This window comes from Leifsonia sp. KNZ13-11D (assembly GCF_056754895.1).
The window spans coordinates 2,607,360-2,623,952 of record NZ_JBPGWU010000001.1; the positions used below are offsets into that span (position 1 = coordinate 2,607,360).

At 70.4% G+C, this 16,593-nt stretch carries 16 protein-coding genes; 3 read left to right on the forward strand and 13 right to left on the reverse strand.

The genetic code is table 11. The features are described 5' to 3' along the window. Window positions 1–198 precede the first annotated feature (198 nt). From ACR9Y5_RS12945 to ACR9Y5_RS12985, 9 genes are read right to left on the reverse strand one after another with little or no spacing between them, the layout of a single operon-like run. Window positions 199–804: a gluconokinase gene (locus ACR9Y5_RS12945; protein ID WP_481298323.1), complete on the reverse strand. Its 606-nt coding sequence runs from the start codon at window positions 802–804 to the stop codon at window positions 199–201. Further along, a complete protein-coding gene (gene manD / locus ACR9Y5_RS12950) occupies window positions 801–2,048 on the reverse strand; it encodes a D-mannonate dehydratase ManD (protein ID WP_481298324.1) in 1,248 nt (415 codons plus the stop codon). Before manD ends, ACR9Y5_RS12945 begins: the two co-directional genes overlap by 4 nt. Next, window positions 2,045–3,340, reverse strand: a complete 1,296-nt coding sequence (locus ACR9Y5_RS12955; protein WP_481298325.1) for a mannitol dehydrogenase family protein — start codon at window positions 3,338–3,340, stop codon at window positions 2,045–2,047. The genes manD and ACR9Y5_RS12955 overlap by 4 nt, the downstream gene beginning before the upstream one ends. Continuing rightward, entirely contained in the window at window positions 3,337–4,200 is an 864-nt protein-coding gene (locus ACR9Y5_RS12960; protein WP_481298326.1) for a sugar phosphate isomerase/epimerase family protein, read from the reverse strand. Before ACR9Y5_RS12960 ends, ACR9Y5_RS12955 begins: the two co-directional genes overlap by 4 nt. Next, a complete protein-coding gene (locus tag ACR9Y5_RS12965) occupies window positions 4,197–5,339 on the reverse strand; it encodes a Gfo/Idh/MocA family protein (RefSeq protein ID WP_481298327.1) in 1,143 nt (380 codons plus the stop codon). Before ACR9Y5_RS12965 ends, ACR9Y5_RS12960 begins: the two co-directional genes overlap by 4 nt. Then, on the reverse strand, window positions 5,336–6,184 hold the full coding sequence (locus ACR9Y5_RS12970) for a sugar phosphate isomerase/epimerase family protein (RefSeq protein WP_481298328.1): 849 nt from the start codon (window positions 6,182–6,184) through the stop codon (window positions 5,336–5,338). The genes ACR9Y5_RS12965 and ACR9Y5_RS12970 overlap by 4 nt, the downstream gene beginning before the upstream one ends. 20 nt (window positions 6,185–6,204) lie before the next feature. After that, window positions 6,205–7,077, reverse strand: coding sequence for a carbohydrate ABC transporter permease (locus tag ACR9Y5_RS12975; protein ID WP_481298329.1), 873 nt, complete (start codon window positions 7,075–7,077; stop codon window positions 6,205–6,207). After that, a complete protein-coding gene (locus tag ACR9Y5_RS12980; RefSeq protein ID WP_481298330.1) occupies window positions 7,074–8,099 on the reverse strand; it encodes a carbohydrate ABC transporter permease in 1,026 nt (341 codons plus the stop codon). Before ACR9Y5_RS12980 ends, ACR9Y5_RS12975 begins: the two co-directional genes overlap by 4 nt. 11 nt (window positions 8,100–8,110) lie before the next feature. After that, on the reverse strand, window positions 8,111–9,472 hold the full coding sequence (locus tag ACR9Y5_RS12985) for an ABC transporter substrate-binding protein (RefSeq protein ID WP_481298331.1): 1,362 nt from the start codon (window positions 9,470–9,472) through the stop codon (window positions 8,111–8,113). Between the two features lie 136 nt (window positions 9,473–9,608). On the opposite strand from ACR9Y5_RS12985, the gene ACR9Y5_RS12990 reads away from it, so the two are divergent. The 3 genes from ACR9Y5_RS12990 (at window position 9,609) to gndA (ending at window position 13,656) form a co-directional block, all read left to right on the forward strand. After that, window positions 9,609–10,661 carry a LacI family DNA-binding transcriptional regulator gene (locus ACR9Y5_RS12990; RefSeq protein WP_481298332.1) on the forward strand — a complete coding sequence of 351 codons (1,053 nt, stop codon included), beginning with the start codon at window positions 9,609–9,611 and terminating at the stop codon, window positions 10,659–10,661. Further along, window positions 10,658–12,073, forward strand: coding sequence for a glucuronate isomerase (gene uxaC / locus ACR9Y5_RS12995; RefSeq protein ID WP_481298333.1), 1,416 nt, complete (start codon window positions 10,658–10,660; stop codon window positions 12,071–12,073). The genes ACR9Y5_RS12990 and uxaC overlap by 4 nt, the downstream gene beginning before the upstream one ends. A gap of 173 nt (window positions 12,074–12,246) precedes the next feature. Then, window positions 12,247–13,656 carry an NADP-dependent phosphogluconate dehydrogenase gene (gndA, locus tag ACR9Y5_RS13000; RefSeq protein WP_481299580.1) on the forward strand — a complete coding sequence of 470 codons (1,410 nt, stop codon included), beginning with the start codon at window positions 12,247–12,249 and terminating at the stop codon, window positions 13,654–13,656. A gap of 42 nt (window positions 13,657–13,698) precedes the next feature. On the opposite strand, the gene ACR9Y5_RS13005 is transcribed toward gndA, so the two are convergent. From ACR9Y5_RS13005 to ACR9Y5_RS13020, 4 genes are all read right to left on the reverse strand, one after another. Then, window positions 13,699–14,538 carry a hypothetical protein gene (locus ACR9Y5_RS13005; RefSeq protein WP_481298334.1) on the reverse strand — a complete coding sequence of 280 codons (840 nt, stop codon included), beginning with the start codon at window positions 14,536–14,538 and terminating at the stop codon, window positions 13,699–13,701. 212 nt (window positions 14,539–14,750) lie between these two features. Next, window positions 14,751–15,083, reverse strand: coding sequence for a hypothetical protein (locus ACR9Y5_RS13010; protein ID WP_481298335.1), 333 nt, complete (start codon window positions 15,081–15,083; stop codon window positions 14,751–14,753). Next, window positions 15,083–15,430: a hypothetical protein gene (locus ACR9Y5_RS13015; RefSeq protein ID WP_481298336.1), complete on the reverse strand. Its 348-nt coding sequence runs from the start codon at window positions 15,428–15,430 to the stop codon at window positions 15,083–15,085. The genes ACR9Y5_RS13010 and ACR9Y5_RS13015 overlap by 1 nt, the downstream gene beginning before the upstream one ends. 6 nt (window positions 15,431–15,436) lie before the next feature. Beyond that, window positions 15,437–16,585 (reverse strand): Tle-like phospholipase domain-containing protein, encoded by a 1,149-nt coding sequence (locus ACR9Y5_RS13020; protein WP_481298337.1) that lies wholly within the window; start codon window positions 16,583–16,585, stop codon window positions 15,437–15,439. Window positions 16,586–16,593 lie beyond the last annotated feature (8 nt).

Below are 16,593 nucleotides of genomic sequence, written 5' to 3' on the forward strand. Positions count from 1 at the left end.
ATGCCGCTCTGCAACCCTGCCGCATCCGCAACGAGGGGTCGCAACACGCCGTTATCCGCGACGAATAGCGGCGTGTTGCGACCCCTCGATGGCGGCGACGGCAGCGTGAGATGGAGCGGCGGGACGCGACGCGCGCGCGTCCGCGCCGTCAGGCGCGCGGCGGCAGCGGCGGGACGCGACGCGCGCGCGTCCGCGCCGTCAGGCGCGCGGCGGCAGCGCCGCCGCGACCGCGTCGGCCAGCGCCTGCGGCGGGCGGCCGACGTCGAGGCGCACGCCGGCCTCGTCGGGTTGCAGCGGCTCCAGGGTGGACAGTTGCGAGTCGAGCAGGGAGACCGGCATGAAGTGACCGGGCCGGTCCGCCATGCGGGCGGCCAGCAGGTCGCGCGTGCCGTCCAGCTCGGCGAACACGGCCGCGGGCGCCTCCGCCCGGATGAGGTCGCGGTAGGCGCGCTTCAGCGCCGAGCACGCGACCACGACGCCCTCCGGCGCGCTGGACGCGAGCGTGCGGCCCACCTCGTGCAGCCACGGGATGCGGTCCTCGTCCGTGAGCGGCGTGCCGGAGGCCATCTTGGCGACGTTCGCCGGCGGGTGCAGGGCGTCGCCGTCGACGAACGGCACGCCGAGGCGCTGCGCCAGCAACTGCCCGACCGTGGTCTTGCCCGACCCTGACACGCCCATCACCACCACCTGCACCGGCTCCACCCGTGCTCCTCCCGTGACTCCCGCGACTTCCGCGACTCCCGTGACTCCCGTGACTCCCGCGACGCCCGCACCTTCCGCGACTCCCGCGACCCCGCCGCTCACCAGTCGTGCATCGAACCGTCCAGCAGACGGTTCACCGGCAAGTATGCCGCCTGATACGGGAAGGACTCGGCCAGCACCTCGTCGTAGTCGACGCCCAGGCCCGGCTCCTCACCGGGGATCAGCATCCCGTCGGCGAACGAGTAGCCGGGGCGGAACAGCTCGTCGGTCTCCGGGCTGTGCTTCATGTACTCCTGGATGCCGAAGTTCGGGATGGCCACCCCGAGGTGGATCGCCGCCGCGAGTCCCACAGGCGAGACGTCCGTCGGGCCGTGCACGCCCGACTTGATCTGGTAGACGGCGGCGTAGTCGAAGATCCGCCGGAGGCCGGTGATGCCGCCGGCGTGCGTGACTGGGGAGCGCACGTAGTCGATCAGCTGCTCCTCGAACAGCTCCCGGTAGTCCCAGATCGTGTTGAACACCTCGCCGATCGCCAGCGGCGTCGTGGTGTGCTCCCGCACCCGGCGCAGCACGGCCTGGTTCTCGGCCGGGGTCACGTCCTCCAGCCAGAACAGGTCGTACGGCTCCAGCGACTTGCCGAGCTTGGCGGCCTGGATGGGCGTGAGCCGGTGGTGCGCGTCGTGCAGCAGCGGCAGCTCGGGGCCGAACTCGTTCCTCACCGCCTCGAACACGCCCGGGATGTGCCGCAGGTAGGCGCGCGTGTCCCACTGCTCCTCAACCGGCACCGCGCTGCGCCGGGCCGGCTCGTGGTCGTAGCGCGTCGTGGTGCCGCCGGCGCCGGCGGTCGCGTTCGCGGAGGACGCGACGCCGTACACCGAGCCGAGGCCGGGCACGCCGGTCTGGATGCGGATGGCGCGGTAGCCCTGCTCCAGGTGCGCGCGCACCGAGTCGAACAGCTCGGGCAGCTCGGCCCCGGACGCGTGACCGTAGGTGAGGCATCCCCTACGGCTGCGCCCCCCGAGCAGCTGGTAGAGCGGCAGGCCGGCGACCTTGGCCTTGATGTCCCACAGCGCCGTGTCCACGGCGGCGATCGACGCCATCGTCACCGGGCCCCGGCGCCAGTACGCGCCGCGGTACAGGTACTGCCAGGTGTCCTCGATCTGGTGCGCGTCCCGTCCGATCAGCAGCGGGACGACGTGCTCGCTGAGGTAGGCGGCCACGGCGAGCTCCCGCCCGTTGAGGGTGGCGTCGCCGAGACCGGTCACGCCGTCCTCGGTCGTGATGCGGAGGGTGACGAAGTTGCGGCCGGGACTGGTGATCAGGACGTCGGCGGCGGTGATTCTCATGCGTGTGCTCCTTGCAGGGATGCGATGCGGTCGGCGATCAGCGCGACCAGGTCGGTGCGTTCGGTGAGGTCGGGGGCGAGGGCGGCGACGACGAGCGCCGCGCGGTCGGAGGCGGTACGCGCGTCCCGTAACCGGGTGGGCAGCTCGCCGGCGCCGGGGTCGCGCACCAAGCTCGGGTCCGCGGTCGCGAGGTGCAGCGCCCAGGCGGCCAGCACACCGGCCTGGGCGGCGCCGGGTGCGTGGCCGTCGGCGAAGCGGGCGCGCAGCGGGTCCAGGATGCGCGGACCGAGCTTCTGCGAGCCGTCGGTCCCGATCTGCGCGAGCCGGTGCTCGATGCGCGCGTTGGCGAAGCGGTCGCGAAGGGCGGCGAGCGCCTCCTCCACCGCGGCGTCGTCGAACGGGAGACCGACCCGCTGCTCCGCCCACAGCCGCTCCAGCTCGTCGCGCAGCGCGGGGTCGGCGACGGCCTCGGCGACCGTCGTCCGCCCACGGAGGAGGCCGTGGTAGGCGAGCAGGGAGTGCCCGGCGTTGAGCAGCCACAGCTTGCGCCGCTCGAACGGCTCGATGTCGGCGACGAAGCGCGCTCCCCCGGCCTCCCAGTCGGGACGCCCGGCCGGGAACGTCCCGGCCAGCACCCACTCGGTGAACGGCTCGGTGATGACAGGCGCGGCGTCCTCCCACCCGGTGAGGCGACGCACCTCCGCCCGGTCCGCGTCGGTCGTGGCCGGGGTGATGCGGTCGACCATCGTCGAGACGAAGCCGACCTCGGTCCGGATCCACGTAGCCAGCGAGGCGTCGTCCGCGGCGAGCGCGAGCACCGCGTCGCGGATGACGTCGCCGTTGCGCGGCAGGTTGTCGCAGCCGACCACCGCGATCCCGCCCGCTCCCGCCGCGTGCCGGGCGACGAGACCGTCGAGCACCCGCGCGGCCGCCGAGGCGCCCGGGCGGTACCCGGCCTCGGTCACCGTCACCGTGAGCACGCCGACCTGCGGGTCGGCGATGGTCTCCCGCCAGGCGTCGCGGTCCGCACCGTCGTGCACGCGGCTCAGCGCCTCGATGGTGCGCGGGGCGTCGCCGCCGGCGCCGCGCTCGACCAGCGTGTAGAGCGCATCCTGAGCCGAGAGCACCCGGGCGGCCTCGGGGCTCCGGCCGGTGAAGGCGGCGATGCCCCAGTCGCCGCCCGCGTCGTTCGCGAGCTGCGTGTACCAGGCCTGATGAGCGCGGTGGAAGGCGCCGAGGCCGAGGTGCGCGACCCGGACCGGGTGACGCGCGAAGCGTCGCGGCGGCGTCACGCCGCGTCCGCGGTGCGGGTGCGGGCCTCGACGGCGCGCAGGTAGGCGAGATCGTCCCGGGTGCGCTCCTCGAGCGGCACCTGGGTCGAGAAGTCCTCGCAGGTCACCCACCCGTCATAGCCGAAGGCGTGCAGCGCGCGGAAGTACGCATCCACATCCCCCGCACCGGTTCGCAACGGCGCCCACTCGTGGCGCCAGCGGACGGTGCCGTCCTCCTCCGGCTCCCCCGCGACCCACGCCGCGTTCTTCACGTGAACGTGCGCGAGGTACGGTCCGAGCAGCTGGAGGCTCGCCAGGGTCTCCTCGCGGCCCTCGATGACGAGGTTGCCGAGGTCGTGGATGACGCCGACGTGCCCGGGGTCGAGCCCGTCGAGCAGGCGGAACGCCGCCGACGCGGACGGAGTGATCGTCTCGTGGTGCAGCTCGACCAGGGCCTTCACGCCGTGATGCGCAGCACGCGAGGCGGCCCACTCCACGTCGCGCCGCGCCGCGGCGAACAGCGAACGGTAGTCGCCGGAGTCGGTGCGCGGCATCGTGACGCGCACCTGCCGCGCGCCGAGCCTCGCCGTCGCCGCGAGCATCCGCTCGACGTCCTCGTGCTGGTCGCAGCGGGCGTAGCCGCCGATGCCGGAGAAGGCGAGGCCGGATTCGCGCGTGACGCGGGCGATCTCGTCGAGGTGCTCCTCCAGCCCGGTCAGCGGCCAGGTCGCGCGGTTGCCCGCCCAGAAGCCGGGCACCGCGGTCTGCTGCTGGTCGGTGATGCGCCACTCGATGCCGTCCCAGCCCTGGGCGGCGAGGATGCGCGCGGCCTCCTCGGGCGTCCATGCGGGGGTGGATGCGGTGAAGACCGAGAACCTCATGCCGGCACCCCCGTCGTGACCGTGACGCCGTCCAGGTCGCCGGCGACCACCTCGTCGAAGCGGACCGGGCGGCCCAGCGTCGCGGAGAGGTAGACGGCGCGGACGACGCAGAGGGAGAGGAACGCGTCCTCCACCCGCACCCCGGGCGCGCGGCGTCCGTCGATGGCGTCGACGATGTCCTCGTACTGCCGCAGGTGACCGATCACGAAGACGTCCGGACCCCGGTCTCCCCCGCGCACCTCCGCCGCCGGCACCACGTCCGCGGCGCGGTCCGCGGTGCCGCCGTCGGCGAAGAACGACTCCAGCTGGTCGTCGTGCACGACGGCCGAGCCGCGGTCGCCGTGCACCTGCAGGCGCACCGCAAGACCGGGGAACGCCGCGGTCGTGGCGTGGAGCACGGCCAGCGCGCCGGACTCGAAGCGGATGGTCGCGACGGCGATGTCCTCCACCTCGACGCGCTCGTGCGCGAGCAGGGCGGTGTGCGCCGTGATCTCGACCGGCCGGCCGAGGAACCAGACGAGCAGATCGACCGTATGGACGCCCTGGTTCATCACGGCGCCGCCGCCGTCGAGGTCCCAGGTGCCCCGCCACTGGCCGGAGTCGTAGTACTCCTGGCTGCGCCACCACGCGACCGACGCGACCCCGCTGGTCAGCCGGCCGAACCGGCCGGTGTGCGCCGCCTCCGCGACCGCGCGCGAGGCGGGATCGAAGCGGTGCTGGCTGATCACCGAGACGACGAGGCCGTCGCGCTCGGCGGCCCGCGACAGCTCCAGGATCTCGCGGGCGCGACCCATGTCGGTGTCGAGCGGCTTCTCGATCACCACGTGCTTACGGGCGGCGATGGCTTCGCGCGCCACGTCGACGTGCAGGCCGCTCGGGGTGCAGATGACGACGACGTCGATCGGCGCCGCGGCGAGGGACTCGCTGAGCGCGGTGAACTCGGCGGGCCGGGAGCCGCCCGACCCGGCCTCGACGGCGTCGGCGAGGGTGTGCGCCGCCGCAGGGATCGCATCCACCAGCGCGGTGATGGCCAGCCGCGGATGCCGCAGGATGGCCCGCGCGTGGTTGAGGCCGATGATCCCGCAGCCGACGATGGCGACGTTCAGCGGCGAAGCGCCGGAGGTGGTGGGGTCTGTCATGCGAGGGTCACTCCGATCCGGTCGGTGAGGAGGCGGAACGCGCGACCGGCACGGCCGAAGGCCGCGGGGCCCGAGAAGCCGCCGAGCGCGTTCACGTCGGTGAGGTGGGGTTCGAGGGAGGCGAAGCCCGCGTAGCCGTCGTCGCGGAGCGCGGTGAGGGTCTCGAGCACCTGGCCGTCCCCCTCCCCCGCCGGGACGACCTCGCCGGTGGCAGCGAGCGCGTCCTTCACCTGCAGGTACTCCAGGTGCGGGCGCAGCAGCGCATAGCCGTCGTCGAAGGGATGCGCGACGCCGACCTGCACGAAGTTGGCGCTGTCCCACGCCAGCCGCAGCGCCGGCGAGGCGACCGTCTCGACGATGTCGAGGCAGCGCTCGGGGGTGTCGCCGTAGATATCCTTCTCGTTCTCGTGCAGCAGGATCACACCCGCGGCCTCCGCGCGGTCGGCGAGCGCGCGCATCCGCACCATCACGTCGTCGCGGATGCTCTCCACGGCCACGCCCTCGGCGCGGAAGAACGAGAACAGCCGGATGTAGCGCGTGCCGAGCCGGTCGGCGGCCGCGATCGCGCGGCCGAGCCGCTCGACCTCGTGCTCGACGGGCAGCGCCACATCCACTTTGCCGACGGGGGACGCGATGGCGGAGACGCCCATCCCCCGTTCCTGGAACACGGCGGCGAGCCGGTCGAGCTGATCGTCGTCGAGATCGACGATGTTGACGCCCCAGGCGCTGCGCACCTCGATGCAGCTCGCGCCGAGCGCCTGCAGCACCGCCACCTGGACGACCGGATCCTGGTCGATCTCGTCGCCGAACCCCGACAGGGTCCAGGTGGGGCCACTCGCTGTCACGGGGGTCATTCCTCCACTGGTCACTTCACTCCTCCGGATGTCAATCCGCCCACCAGGTACCGCTGGAAGACGAGGTACAGCACCACCACCGGCAGTGCGCAGATCAGGGATGCGGCCATCATCTGGCCGTAGAGCGGCACCGCGCCGCCCTCCTGCGTCGCCCCGAAGACCTGCAGCGCCACGGCCGCCGTCCGGGTCTCCGGGTTGGTCAGCACCGACGCGAACAGGACGTCGTTCCACCCGAGCAGGAAGGCGAAGATGCCCGAGACGACGATGCCGGGCCAGCTGAGCGGCACGACGATGCGGGTGAGGATGCGCCACGACGACGCTCCGTCGATGCGGGCCGCCTCCTCCAGCGCCTTCGGCAGCCCGCGCAGGTAGGTCACCATCACCCAGGTCGAGAACGGCAGGGCGAAGGTGAGGTAGGTGATGAACACGGCCCACCGGGTGCCGATGATCTGCACGCCGAGCAGCGAGGCAGTCGACGAGAACAGCACGAACACCGGCAGCAGCATCAGTGTGCCCGGGATGGACTGCAGCCCGAGCAGCCCGCGCAGGAACGACAGCCGCCCGCGGAACTCGTAGCGCACCAGCACGTAGGCGGTCGCCACCGCGAGGAAGGCGCAGACGATCGCGACGGCGCCGCAGATCAGGACGCTGTTGGCGAGTCCGGTGCCGAGGTCGACGGTGGTCCACACCTTGAGGTAGTTGTCGAGGTGCAGCTCGGTCGGCAGGAACGCGCCGGCCGCCACCGACACGTCCGAGCTGACGGACGAGAACAGCATGTAGAGCACGGGTCCGAGCACGATCACCAGCAGCACGGCGATGATCGTGACGATCAGCCAGCGCGGCAGCAGGCGGTGGACGTCTGCACTGGAACGGACGACGGTCATCGCTGCGCCTCCTCTCCGGAGTCGAGCTTCACGGCCCGCAGGTAGACGAACAGCGGGATGGCGATGAGCGCGAGCGAGCAGATCGCCATCGCGGCGCTCAGCCCGAACCGGAAGCTCTGGAAGCTCGTGGTGTAGGTGAGCACCGGCAGCACGTCCACGTCCTGGGGCGCCGGGATGCCGAACAGCACGAACGGCAGCGTGAACGCGTTGATGTTGTGCAGGAACGCGATGATCAGCGCCAGGAAGATGGAGCCGCGCAGGTACGGCAGGATGACGTACCGCAGCTTGATCCACCAGGTCGCCCCGTCGATCGCGGCCGCCTCGTGCACCTCCGGGTCGACGCTCTGGAGTCCTGCGACGACGAGCAGGTAGAAGAACGGCCACGAGGTCCACAGCTGCACCAGGATGAGCGACCAGTAGCTGAGCGGCCCGTTGAGCCACAGTCCCGGGTGGACGCCGACCGAGCCGAGCAGGCTGTCCACCACACCGCCGGGCTGCAGCATCGTGCGCCACAGCGTCCCGACGACGAACGCCGGGAGCACGTACGGGATGAGGAACAGCGAGCGCACCAGGGCCCGGCCGCGGAAACGGTTCTGCGTGGCGAGGGCCGCGGCGACGCCGATCGGGAGCGTGATGACCGCCGCGATGACCGCGAACGAGACGCTGATGCCGATCGAGCGCAGCAGCGGCGACGCCACGATGGCCTCGACGTAGTTGCCCAGCCCGATGAACGGCGCCTGCAACCAGCTCTGCAGCGTGTACTGGTCGAGGTCGAGCGTGGACATCACGACGGCGACGATCAGCGGCACCACGATGATGATCAGCATCAGGATGCCGCCGGGCAGCAGCATCCACAGGGGACGGTTGCGCCGCTCCAGGCCGCGGCGGCGCGGGGGGCGCGCCCCGGCCGGACGGTCCGTCCGGCCGGGGCGGCCGTGGCGGCCGCCCGCGGGAGCGCGTCCCGCGGGCGAGCCGTCGGCCGGGGCCGTGCCCTGCGGCGCGGCGAGTGTGGGATTCGACATGACGGTCCCGGCTACTTCGCCTTGCTCAGGGAGGCCTGCGCGGTGGCCTGCGCGGTCTTCAGCCGGGCCTCCAGGTCGGAGGACGACACGCCTCCCGACGAGAGCGCCGGGATGGACTGCACCACCACGTTCACGAGCGCCAGCTGGGTATCGCCCCAGGCCCCGGAGAACGGCGTCCCGTACGCCTTGGTGCCGGCGTCGAGGATCGGGCCGAGGAGCTCGTTGCCCTGCTCGATCTTCTTCGCGGCCGCAGCATTGGTCGGCAGGTCGCCGAACGTCTTCGTGTAGGCGATCTGGTTGTCCTCGCTCGTGAGCATCTTGACCAGCGCGAAGGCGAGGTCCTGGTTCTTCGAGTACTTGGCGACCACCATGTTGTCGCCGGAGATGATCGTGGCCGCGGCCTTGCCGTCGGACGGCAGCTTCGACGCCCCCGGCGGGATGGTCGGCATCACCGCGTAGGCGTACTTTCCGGCGACGCCGGACGCATCCAGCGAGACCTGGGACGACGAGGACACCATCGGCAGGAACGCCGCCTTGCCGGAGGCGAAGGCCGCGACCGCCTGCGCGTTCTTCCAGCCGATCGCGGCCGGGTCGACCACCTTGTCCTTGGTGAGCCAGCCGAAGTAGGTCTGGTAGGCCTTCTTCACGGCGTCGTCGTCGATGGTCGCCTTCTTGGTCTTCAGGTCGAGCAGCGTGTTGCCCTGCTGCATCGACATCGCCCAGACGAACTTCCAGGGGTCGAAGCTGTCGGCGTAGGCGATGGCCATCCCATGCACGTCACCGCTCGTCAGCTTCTTCGCCTGCGCCGCGAGCCCATCCCAGGTGTCGGCCGGCTTGTCGATGCCCGCGGCCTTCAGCAGGTCCTTGTTGTAGGCCATCACGAAGGGGCGGCTGAGGAACGGGATGCCGACCTGGTCGGACTGGCTCGGCCCGGAGATGCCGAGGGTGGCCGGGACGAACCGGTCGCGGCCGCCGATCTTCGCCCAGTCGTCGGCGGTGAGCTTCACGAACGCGCCGGTGGAGTACGCCGTGGGGGTGAACGTCGTGCCGAGGTCGTAGATGTCCGGGCCCTGGCCGCTCAGCACGGAGGTCTGGATCTTGGTGAGCTCGTCGTTCGCCGAGGCGAACGTCTCGAACTTCACCGTCGCCCCGGTCTCCTTCTGGAACTGGGCCGACACATCCTGGAACCACTTCTGCTGCTGGGTCGGATAGAGGGTGTTGGCGGCGATCATGACGTCCAGGGTCTTCCCGGTGCCGTCGACCTTCCCGCCGGCGGATGCGGTGGACGTGGGACCGGAGCCGGAGCATCCGGTGAGCGCGAGCCCGGCGGCCGCGAGGGCCGCCACCGCGCCGAGCGCAAGACGTGATCTCATTCGTACTCTCCTTCGAGCAGGGATCTGGTGGGCCTCGACCCGGTCGTGCCGGGGAGGTTGGTGGCGACTCTAAGAGGCTCGCAAATCGGACTGCAACCGTTTGCCAGAATTTGCCATGATGTGCTCTGATAGCCGCATGAGCCCTCTCACCGGTGCGGGGAACGATCGCCCCGCGACCCTCGCGGATGTCGCCGCGCTCAGCGGCGTCGCGACGTCCACGGTGTCCCGTGCGCTCTCCAACCCGGGCCGCGTGAACGCCCGCACCCGCGAGCGCATCGAACGCGCCGCACGCGAACTCGACTATGTGCCGAACTCGCAGGCGCGGGCGCTGACCAGCGGCCGGACGCGGGCGATCGCGGTGCTCGTCTCGGACGTCACCAACCCGTTCTACTTCGGCATCATCCGGGGCACGCAGCACCAGCTGAAAGCGGCCGGCTACACCCAGCTGCTGATCGACACCGAGGAGTCGGACGAGCTGGAGGACGGCACGCTGCACAAGCTGCGGCGGTCGTTCGACGGAGCCATCCTCGCCGCGTCCCGGCTCACCGACCGCCGGCTGAGCGCTCTCGCCCAGGAGATCCCCCTGGTCGCCGTCAACCGGCAGACCCGCGGTGTGCCGAGCGTCTTCATCGACACCCCGAGCGCGATCGAGCAGGCCGTCGGGCACCTCGTCTCGCTGGGCCACCGCCGCGTCGCCTACGTCTCCGGACCCGCCACCTCCTGGCCGAACGAGGGCCGCTGGCGCGCCCTCGTGCGCGCCGGCGAGCGGTACGGGGTCGAGGCGGTGCGCCTCGGTCCGTTCGCACCGCGCCAGTACGCGGGCGCCGCCGCGGCCGACGCGGTGCTGCACTCGGGGGTCACCGCGTGCATCGCGTTCAACGACCTGCTCGCGATCGGGATGCTGCCGCGTTTCCGCGAGCGAGGCGTCCGCATCCCGCACGACCTCAGCATCGTCGGCTGCGACGACATCTTCGGCGCCGACTTCTGCAACCCGCCGCTGACCACCCTGACCGCGCCGATCGAGCAGGCGGGACGGACGGCCGTCGCCATGCTGCTGTCGCGCCTCGACGGCGGACTCGCCCCCGTGGCGCGCCAGGCCGTCACCCTGCCGACCCACCTCACGGTCCGGGACTCCACCGGACCGGCGCCTCGCAGCGCACCGACCACGAACGGAGCACCGTCCGCATGACCGACCTGGCACCGCACCCCGACCGACTGCTCCCCGCCGACCCGGGCGTCCGCGACCTGGCGCGCCGGCTGCACGCGGAGGTGGCGACCGCACCCATCCTCTCCCCCCACGGGCACGTGGATGCGCGGATGCTCGCCGACGACGAGCCCTTCCCCGACCCGGCCGCGCTGCTCATCACACCCGACCACTACGTCACGCGGATGCTGCACGCGGTGGGGGTGCCGCTCGACGACCTCGGTCTGGCGCGGAACGGCCGCCCCTCCGCGGCCACGGGCCGTTCCATCTGGCGGACGCTGTGCGAGCACTGGGACGCCTTCCTCGGCACCCCCGTCCGGCTTTGGTTCGAAGTGGAGTTCAGCGAGGTGTTCGGGCTGACCGAGCAGCCCTCCGCCCAGAACGCCGACCGGCTGTACGACCAGCTCGCCGAGACGCTCGCCGACCCGGCGTTCCGCCCGCGCGCGCTGTTCGAGCGGTTCGGGATCGAGGTGCTGGCCACCACGGACGACCCCGCCGACGACCTGGCGGCGCACGCGCGGCTGGCGGCGGACCCGGCCTTCCGCGGCCGGGTGATCCCCACCTTCCGCGCCGACCGGTACATGCACCCCGACGAGGACGGCTGGGCGGCCCGTCTGGAACGGCTGGCCGCGGCCGCCGACACCGACACGGCCACCTACCCGGGACTGCTGGAGGCGCTGCGCCGCCGCCGCCGCGCCTTCCAGGAGGCGGGCGGCACGGCCACCGACACCGGCGTGCTCGACGCGGGCTGCGATCCGCTCGACGAGGCCGAGGCGTCGCGCATCCACCGGGCCGCCCTCGACGGCACGGTCACCGCGGCGGAGGCCGCCGCCTACCGGCGCAACCTGCTCTACCGGCTCGCCGAGCTGTCCGCGGAGGACGGCCTGGTCATGCAGCTGCACCCCGGCGTGCTGCGCAACCACCACCGGCCCACGTTCGACGCGTACGGCCCGGACACCGGGCACGACCTGCCCGCGGTGGGCGCCTTCACTGCGCCGCTCACGCCCATCCTGCGCGACTTCGGGACGGATCCCGTGTTCCGGCTGGTGCTGTTCACCGTGGACGAGACCACGTTCTCGCGCGAGATCGGCCCGCTGGCCGGGTTCTACCCGTCGGTGTATGCGGGAGCGCCGTGGTGGTTCATCGACACCCCCGACGCCATCCTGCGGTACCGTCGCGCCATCACCGACAGCGCCGGCTTCACCAAGACCAGCGGGTTCATCGACGACACGCGGGCGTTCTGCAGCATCCCGGCGCGGCACGACATGTCCCGGCGCGTGGACGCCTCCTACCTCGCCGGCCTGGTCGCCGAGCACCGGCTGGACGAGGAGGACGCGTTCACCCTCGCCCGGCGCCTGGTCGACGACATCCCGCGGTCGACCTTCCGCCTCGGTTGACCTAGCCTCACGCTACGCTGAAGGGACTGCTCGATTCTTGCCACCCGCGGGAGAGCTGACCCCCCGACTACATCCCGTCGTGGCGGACGGCCCCCGTCCGTCGCGGCTTCACGAAGGAGCACTACGTGTCACAGCAAGCAACCGCCAACATCGGAGTCGTCGGTCTGGCGGTGATGGGCTCGAACCTGGCCCGCAACCTCGCCTCCCGCGAGGGCAACACGGTCGCCGTGTTCAACCGCACCTACGCTCGCACCGAGGAGCTGGTGAACGCGCACCCGGAGGCCGGGTTCGTGTCGGCCGAGCAGATCGACGATTTCGTCGCCTCGCTGTCGAAGCCGCGCACCGCGATCATCATGGTGCAGGCCGGCAAGGGCACCGACGCCGTGATCGACCAGCTGGCGGAGCGGTTCGAGCCGGGCGACATCATCGTCGACGGCGGCAACGCGAACTTCCACGACACCATCGCGCGCGAGAAGCGGATCGCACCCACGGGCATCCACTTCGTCGGCGCCGGCATCTCCGGCGGCGAGGAGGGTGCACTGAACGGCCCGTCGATCATGCCCGGCGGCTCGGTGGAGTCGTACACGACGCTCGGCCCCATCCTGGAGTCGATCGCCGCGGTCGCCGAGGGCGAGCCGTGCGTGACCCACGTCGGAACCGACGGCGCCGGCCACTTCGTGAAGATGATCCACAACGGCATCGAGTACGCCGACATGCAGCTCATCGCCGAGGCGTACGACCTGCTGCGCACCGTCGGCGGGCTGGAGCCCGCGCAGATCGCGGACGTGTTCGCCGAGTGGAACAACGGCTACCTCGAGTCGTACCTGATCGAGATCACGGCCGAGGTGCTGCGGCAGGTGGATGCGGAGACCGGCAAGCCGTTCATCGACATCGTCCTCGACCAGGCCGGCTCCAAGGGCACCGGTGTCTGGACCGTGCAGAACGCGCTCGACCTGGGCGTGCCGGTCGGCGGCATCGCCGAGGCCGTGTTCGCCCGCGCCGTGTCGTCGAAGCCGGAGCAGCGCGCGGCCGTGCAGGCGACCATCCAGTCGCGGCCGGACGTGCAGAAGGCGTCCGACGTGGCCGCGTTCGCCGACGACGTCTCGAAGGCGCTGTACGCCTCCAAGGTCGTCGCGTACGCGCAGGGCTTCGACGCGATCATCGCGGGCGCCGAGAAGTACGGCTGGGACATCCACAAGGACAAGATCGCGAAGATCTGGCGCGGCGGCTGCATCATCCGCGCTCAGTTCCTGAACCGCATCGCCGACGCCTACGACGAGAACCCGAACATCGCCACGCTGCTCGAGGCGCCGTACTTCGCCGACGCCGTCCGCGAGGGCGAGGCCGCCTGGCGCCGCATCGTCGCCACCGCCGCGCTCTCCGGCGTGCCGGTGCCCGGCTTCGGCTCGGCGCTCTCGTACTACGACTCGCTCGCCTCCAAGCGCCTCCCCGCCGCCCTCGTGCAGGGCCAGCGCGACTTCTTCGGCGCGCACACCTACAAGCGCGTCGACAAGGACGGCGTCTTCCACACCCTGTGGTCCGGCGACCGCACCGAGATCTCCACGGAGCCCTCCACGCACTGACGCCCTCGGGGCACGCCCCACCCGGGACATCTCAGTTGCGTGTCAATCGGCGCGCAACTGAGATGTCCGTGCGGCCAGCTTCATGCAGGGGCTGTGGAACTCTTCGAAGCCCGGCGACAGAACGACACCCGCCGGGGTCACGTCGAACGAATACGGCTGCGCCCCGTGGGCGTCGCCGAAGCTCAGCGATGCCTGGTACCGCCCTGCGGGGATGGTTGTGGGGGCGAGCGCTGTCACGGTGGCACGGACAACGTTGACATCCTCCTCTTCGAGGACTATTCGATCCTGCCCGCAGATCTGCGGGCCGTCAGCGGCTTTTTTCGCTTCAGCCGACACGTCCGTGAAGGCGAAGCGGAAGGTGGTGTGCTGGAGGACTTCGGCCGGCGGGAGAGCGTAGTAGCCGAAGAAGGCTCTGCGCCGGGGGTTGCTCGACTGCAGGTTGTCCGCCGCCGTGGCCTCGAACCACGTTTCGTCCGCGTCCGTCCGCCCCTGGGTGAACTCACGATCCTCGTAGCCGAATCCGAACGCTTCGCTCTCATCGGTGATCGTCACCCGGCCCAGGGCCGGAATTGCGGCCCTGATAGCTCTTGTGTTCGCGTCACGGGTCGCCGCATAGTCCGGCTGATGCGTGTGCGGAAGCGCTTCGAGGATCTCATCGCGGATGCGCTCGCCGAGATCTTTGCCGGCCTCCCCGTGGTTATCGAACGTGATATCCGGCACAGGAACGGTCACGGTGGTTCCGTCCACGACCTCCGAGTAGTCGAAGTTTGCGTGGATGCCACCGATGTCGAAGCCGCCGTGCTTGGCCGTCAACTTCGACACGGTTCCGGTCGCGCCCACATCCTTCAGGGCCTCGTGGATGTGAGAAGCGACGCGCGCCATATTCGCTGTGCTCGGGGAACCGCCCCAGATCTCTGGGCCGCACCCGGTCAGCCCCAGCAGCGCGAGCGTGGCGACGCTCAGGCTTGAGATGATTCTGATCGTCTGTGGTTTCTTGATGATGATGCCTCGTCTTCAGGGTCACCAGCTCCGCTGGGGATGGGCCTGCGGGATGTCCGCACGGCCGTCGAGCCGTGTTCGGCTGCGATGAGCAGTCAGGTGACCTTCTGCTGAGCGAGGAACTCCTCGCGCTCGTCGCGGTGCCGGGCGGTCAGTGCGTGGAGGTCTTCTTCGAGTTGCTGGATGGCGTAGCGGGCGGTGCGAATGGTGTCGTCGCTCTCCTCGACGGACCGCTGCAGCCCCTTTCGGATGGCGGGCTCGTCCGCGATGCCGCGATACGCGGCGTGTTCGTGAAATCGTTCCTGTACCCGGTGGATCTCCGACCGGTAGGTGTCGAGGTGCTCCTCGGCATTCTCGATCCACCGTCGTGCGGCGGCCTCGGCCTGCTGCTGGGCGTCTTCCAGATCCCTCAGTGACCTGTCGCCCATCAGTGGATGCTCTTCGCCGCGTGCGCGTAATCGTTGTGGCCCGTGATCTCCGCGATCCCGGCCCGGACCTTCTCCGCGACCTTGCCGGAAAGCACGGTGTCGCCGGCGTCGAGGCTGGTCAGGGTGCGGTGGATCTCGTCGGCCAGGCGTTTGATCGCGGCCGCCTCGTCGGCGCCGATCGTGGTGTACCGGTTGTGCACATCCGTCGGGAAGGTGGAGTTCAGCAGCTGCTCGCTCGCGCGACGGAGCTGCTCCTCGATCGCCTCCAGGGTCGCTTCTGAGGACGGGATGTCTTTGCCGAGGGTGTCGGCGATCGACTCGCCGCCGTTGCTGGATGGGTTACGCATGAGTTCCTACCTTCCTGACCGGCTCGTGAAGGCGGCGGCGGCCTTCACATCCTCAGCCAAGGTATTGATGATGGCGTTGTGGATGCCCTTCTGGAGAGCAGCCACCGTGCGGATGTGCTGGTCGACAAGCTTGTCGACCGATCTCACCGAGTCGAGGTCGATGTTCTGGTGGACCTCGAGTGCGTGGACGGCGACGCAGTTCGCTACGTCGACGTGCGTGACGTACACATGGTTGGCGGGATATTCGCGCTTCGCCTCATCGAGCGCCGCCTGCATCTTCGCGCTCAGGCCACTGTTGCGGGATTTGATCGCCTTCAGCTGCTCGGTCACGCCGCCGATCTTCTCCGCGAGGACGAAGGCGGGCTCCATGGCGACCAGCACCTTCGGGTAGGGAGAATTCTTCGGAGCTCCCCAGGCGGCGCCAGCGAGCGAAGTCTGATCCAGGTTGTAGAGGATGACACCGTAGTCGACCTGCTTCACTCCCGCGCCGACGACGCCGCCGTCGGCATCGAAACGGAAAGAGTTGGCTTTGCCGTTCTTGTTTTTTCCGATGTTGTGGTAGTCCAAAAGCGACCTTCCCGCGTCGTCGTCGACGAAGACCGCCGAGCCGGTCTTGTTCGTGAAGAAGTTTCCGACGGTGTCGAACCTGTTCACGTAGTTGGTCAGTGGATTGGTGCCGGCGGCGTTCTGCGCGTCCAGCCACGCCCGGGTTTCCGGAGTCATCACCCGGTACGCATCCGGCGAATTGAAGGTCGTCGACGACCACCGGTTCTCCGCCGCCACGAACAGCGCGAGGAACCCGCCCAACGAGTGCCCCACCGTCGAGAACGTGGAATGCGTATGCTTCTGCTTCACCTTCTCCGCGAACGCCTTCGCCTCTTCGAGTTGCGCCGACTGCGTCGCCAGCATCACGCCCACGTCCGCGGCGATATCGTGCGGATCGTCGAAGTTTGTGCCCGCGTACGCGATCTCGATGTGGGAGTAGTCGACCTCGCCACCCCTGACGGGGGCGACCGCCATCGCCTGGAACCCGTCCTTCGCGTTGGCGGCGACCTCGACTATTTCCCACAACTGCTTGTGCTCGTCCTGGTCGGTGTTGAAGCGGGTTCCGACCGTCGGAATAGGCTTCCGCAGTTTAGGGTCGAGCTTGTACACAAAGTTGG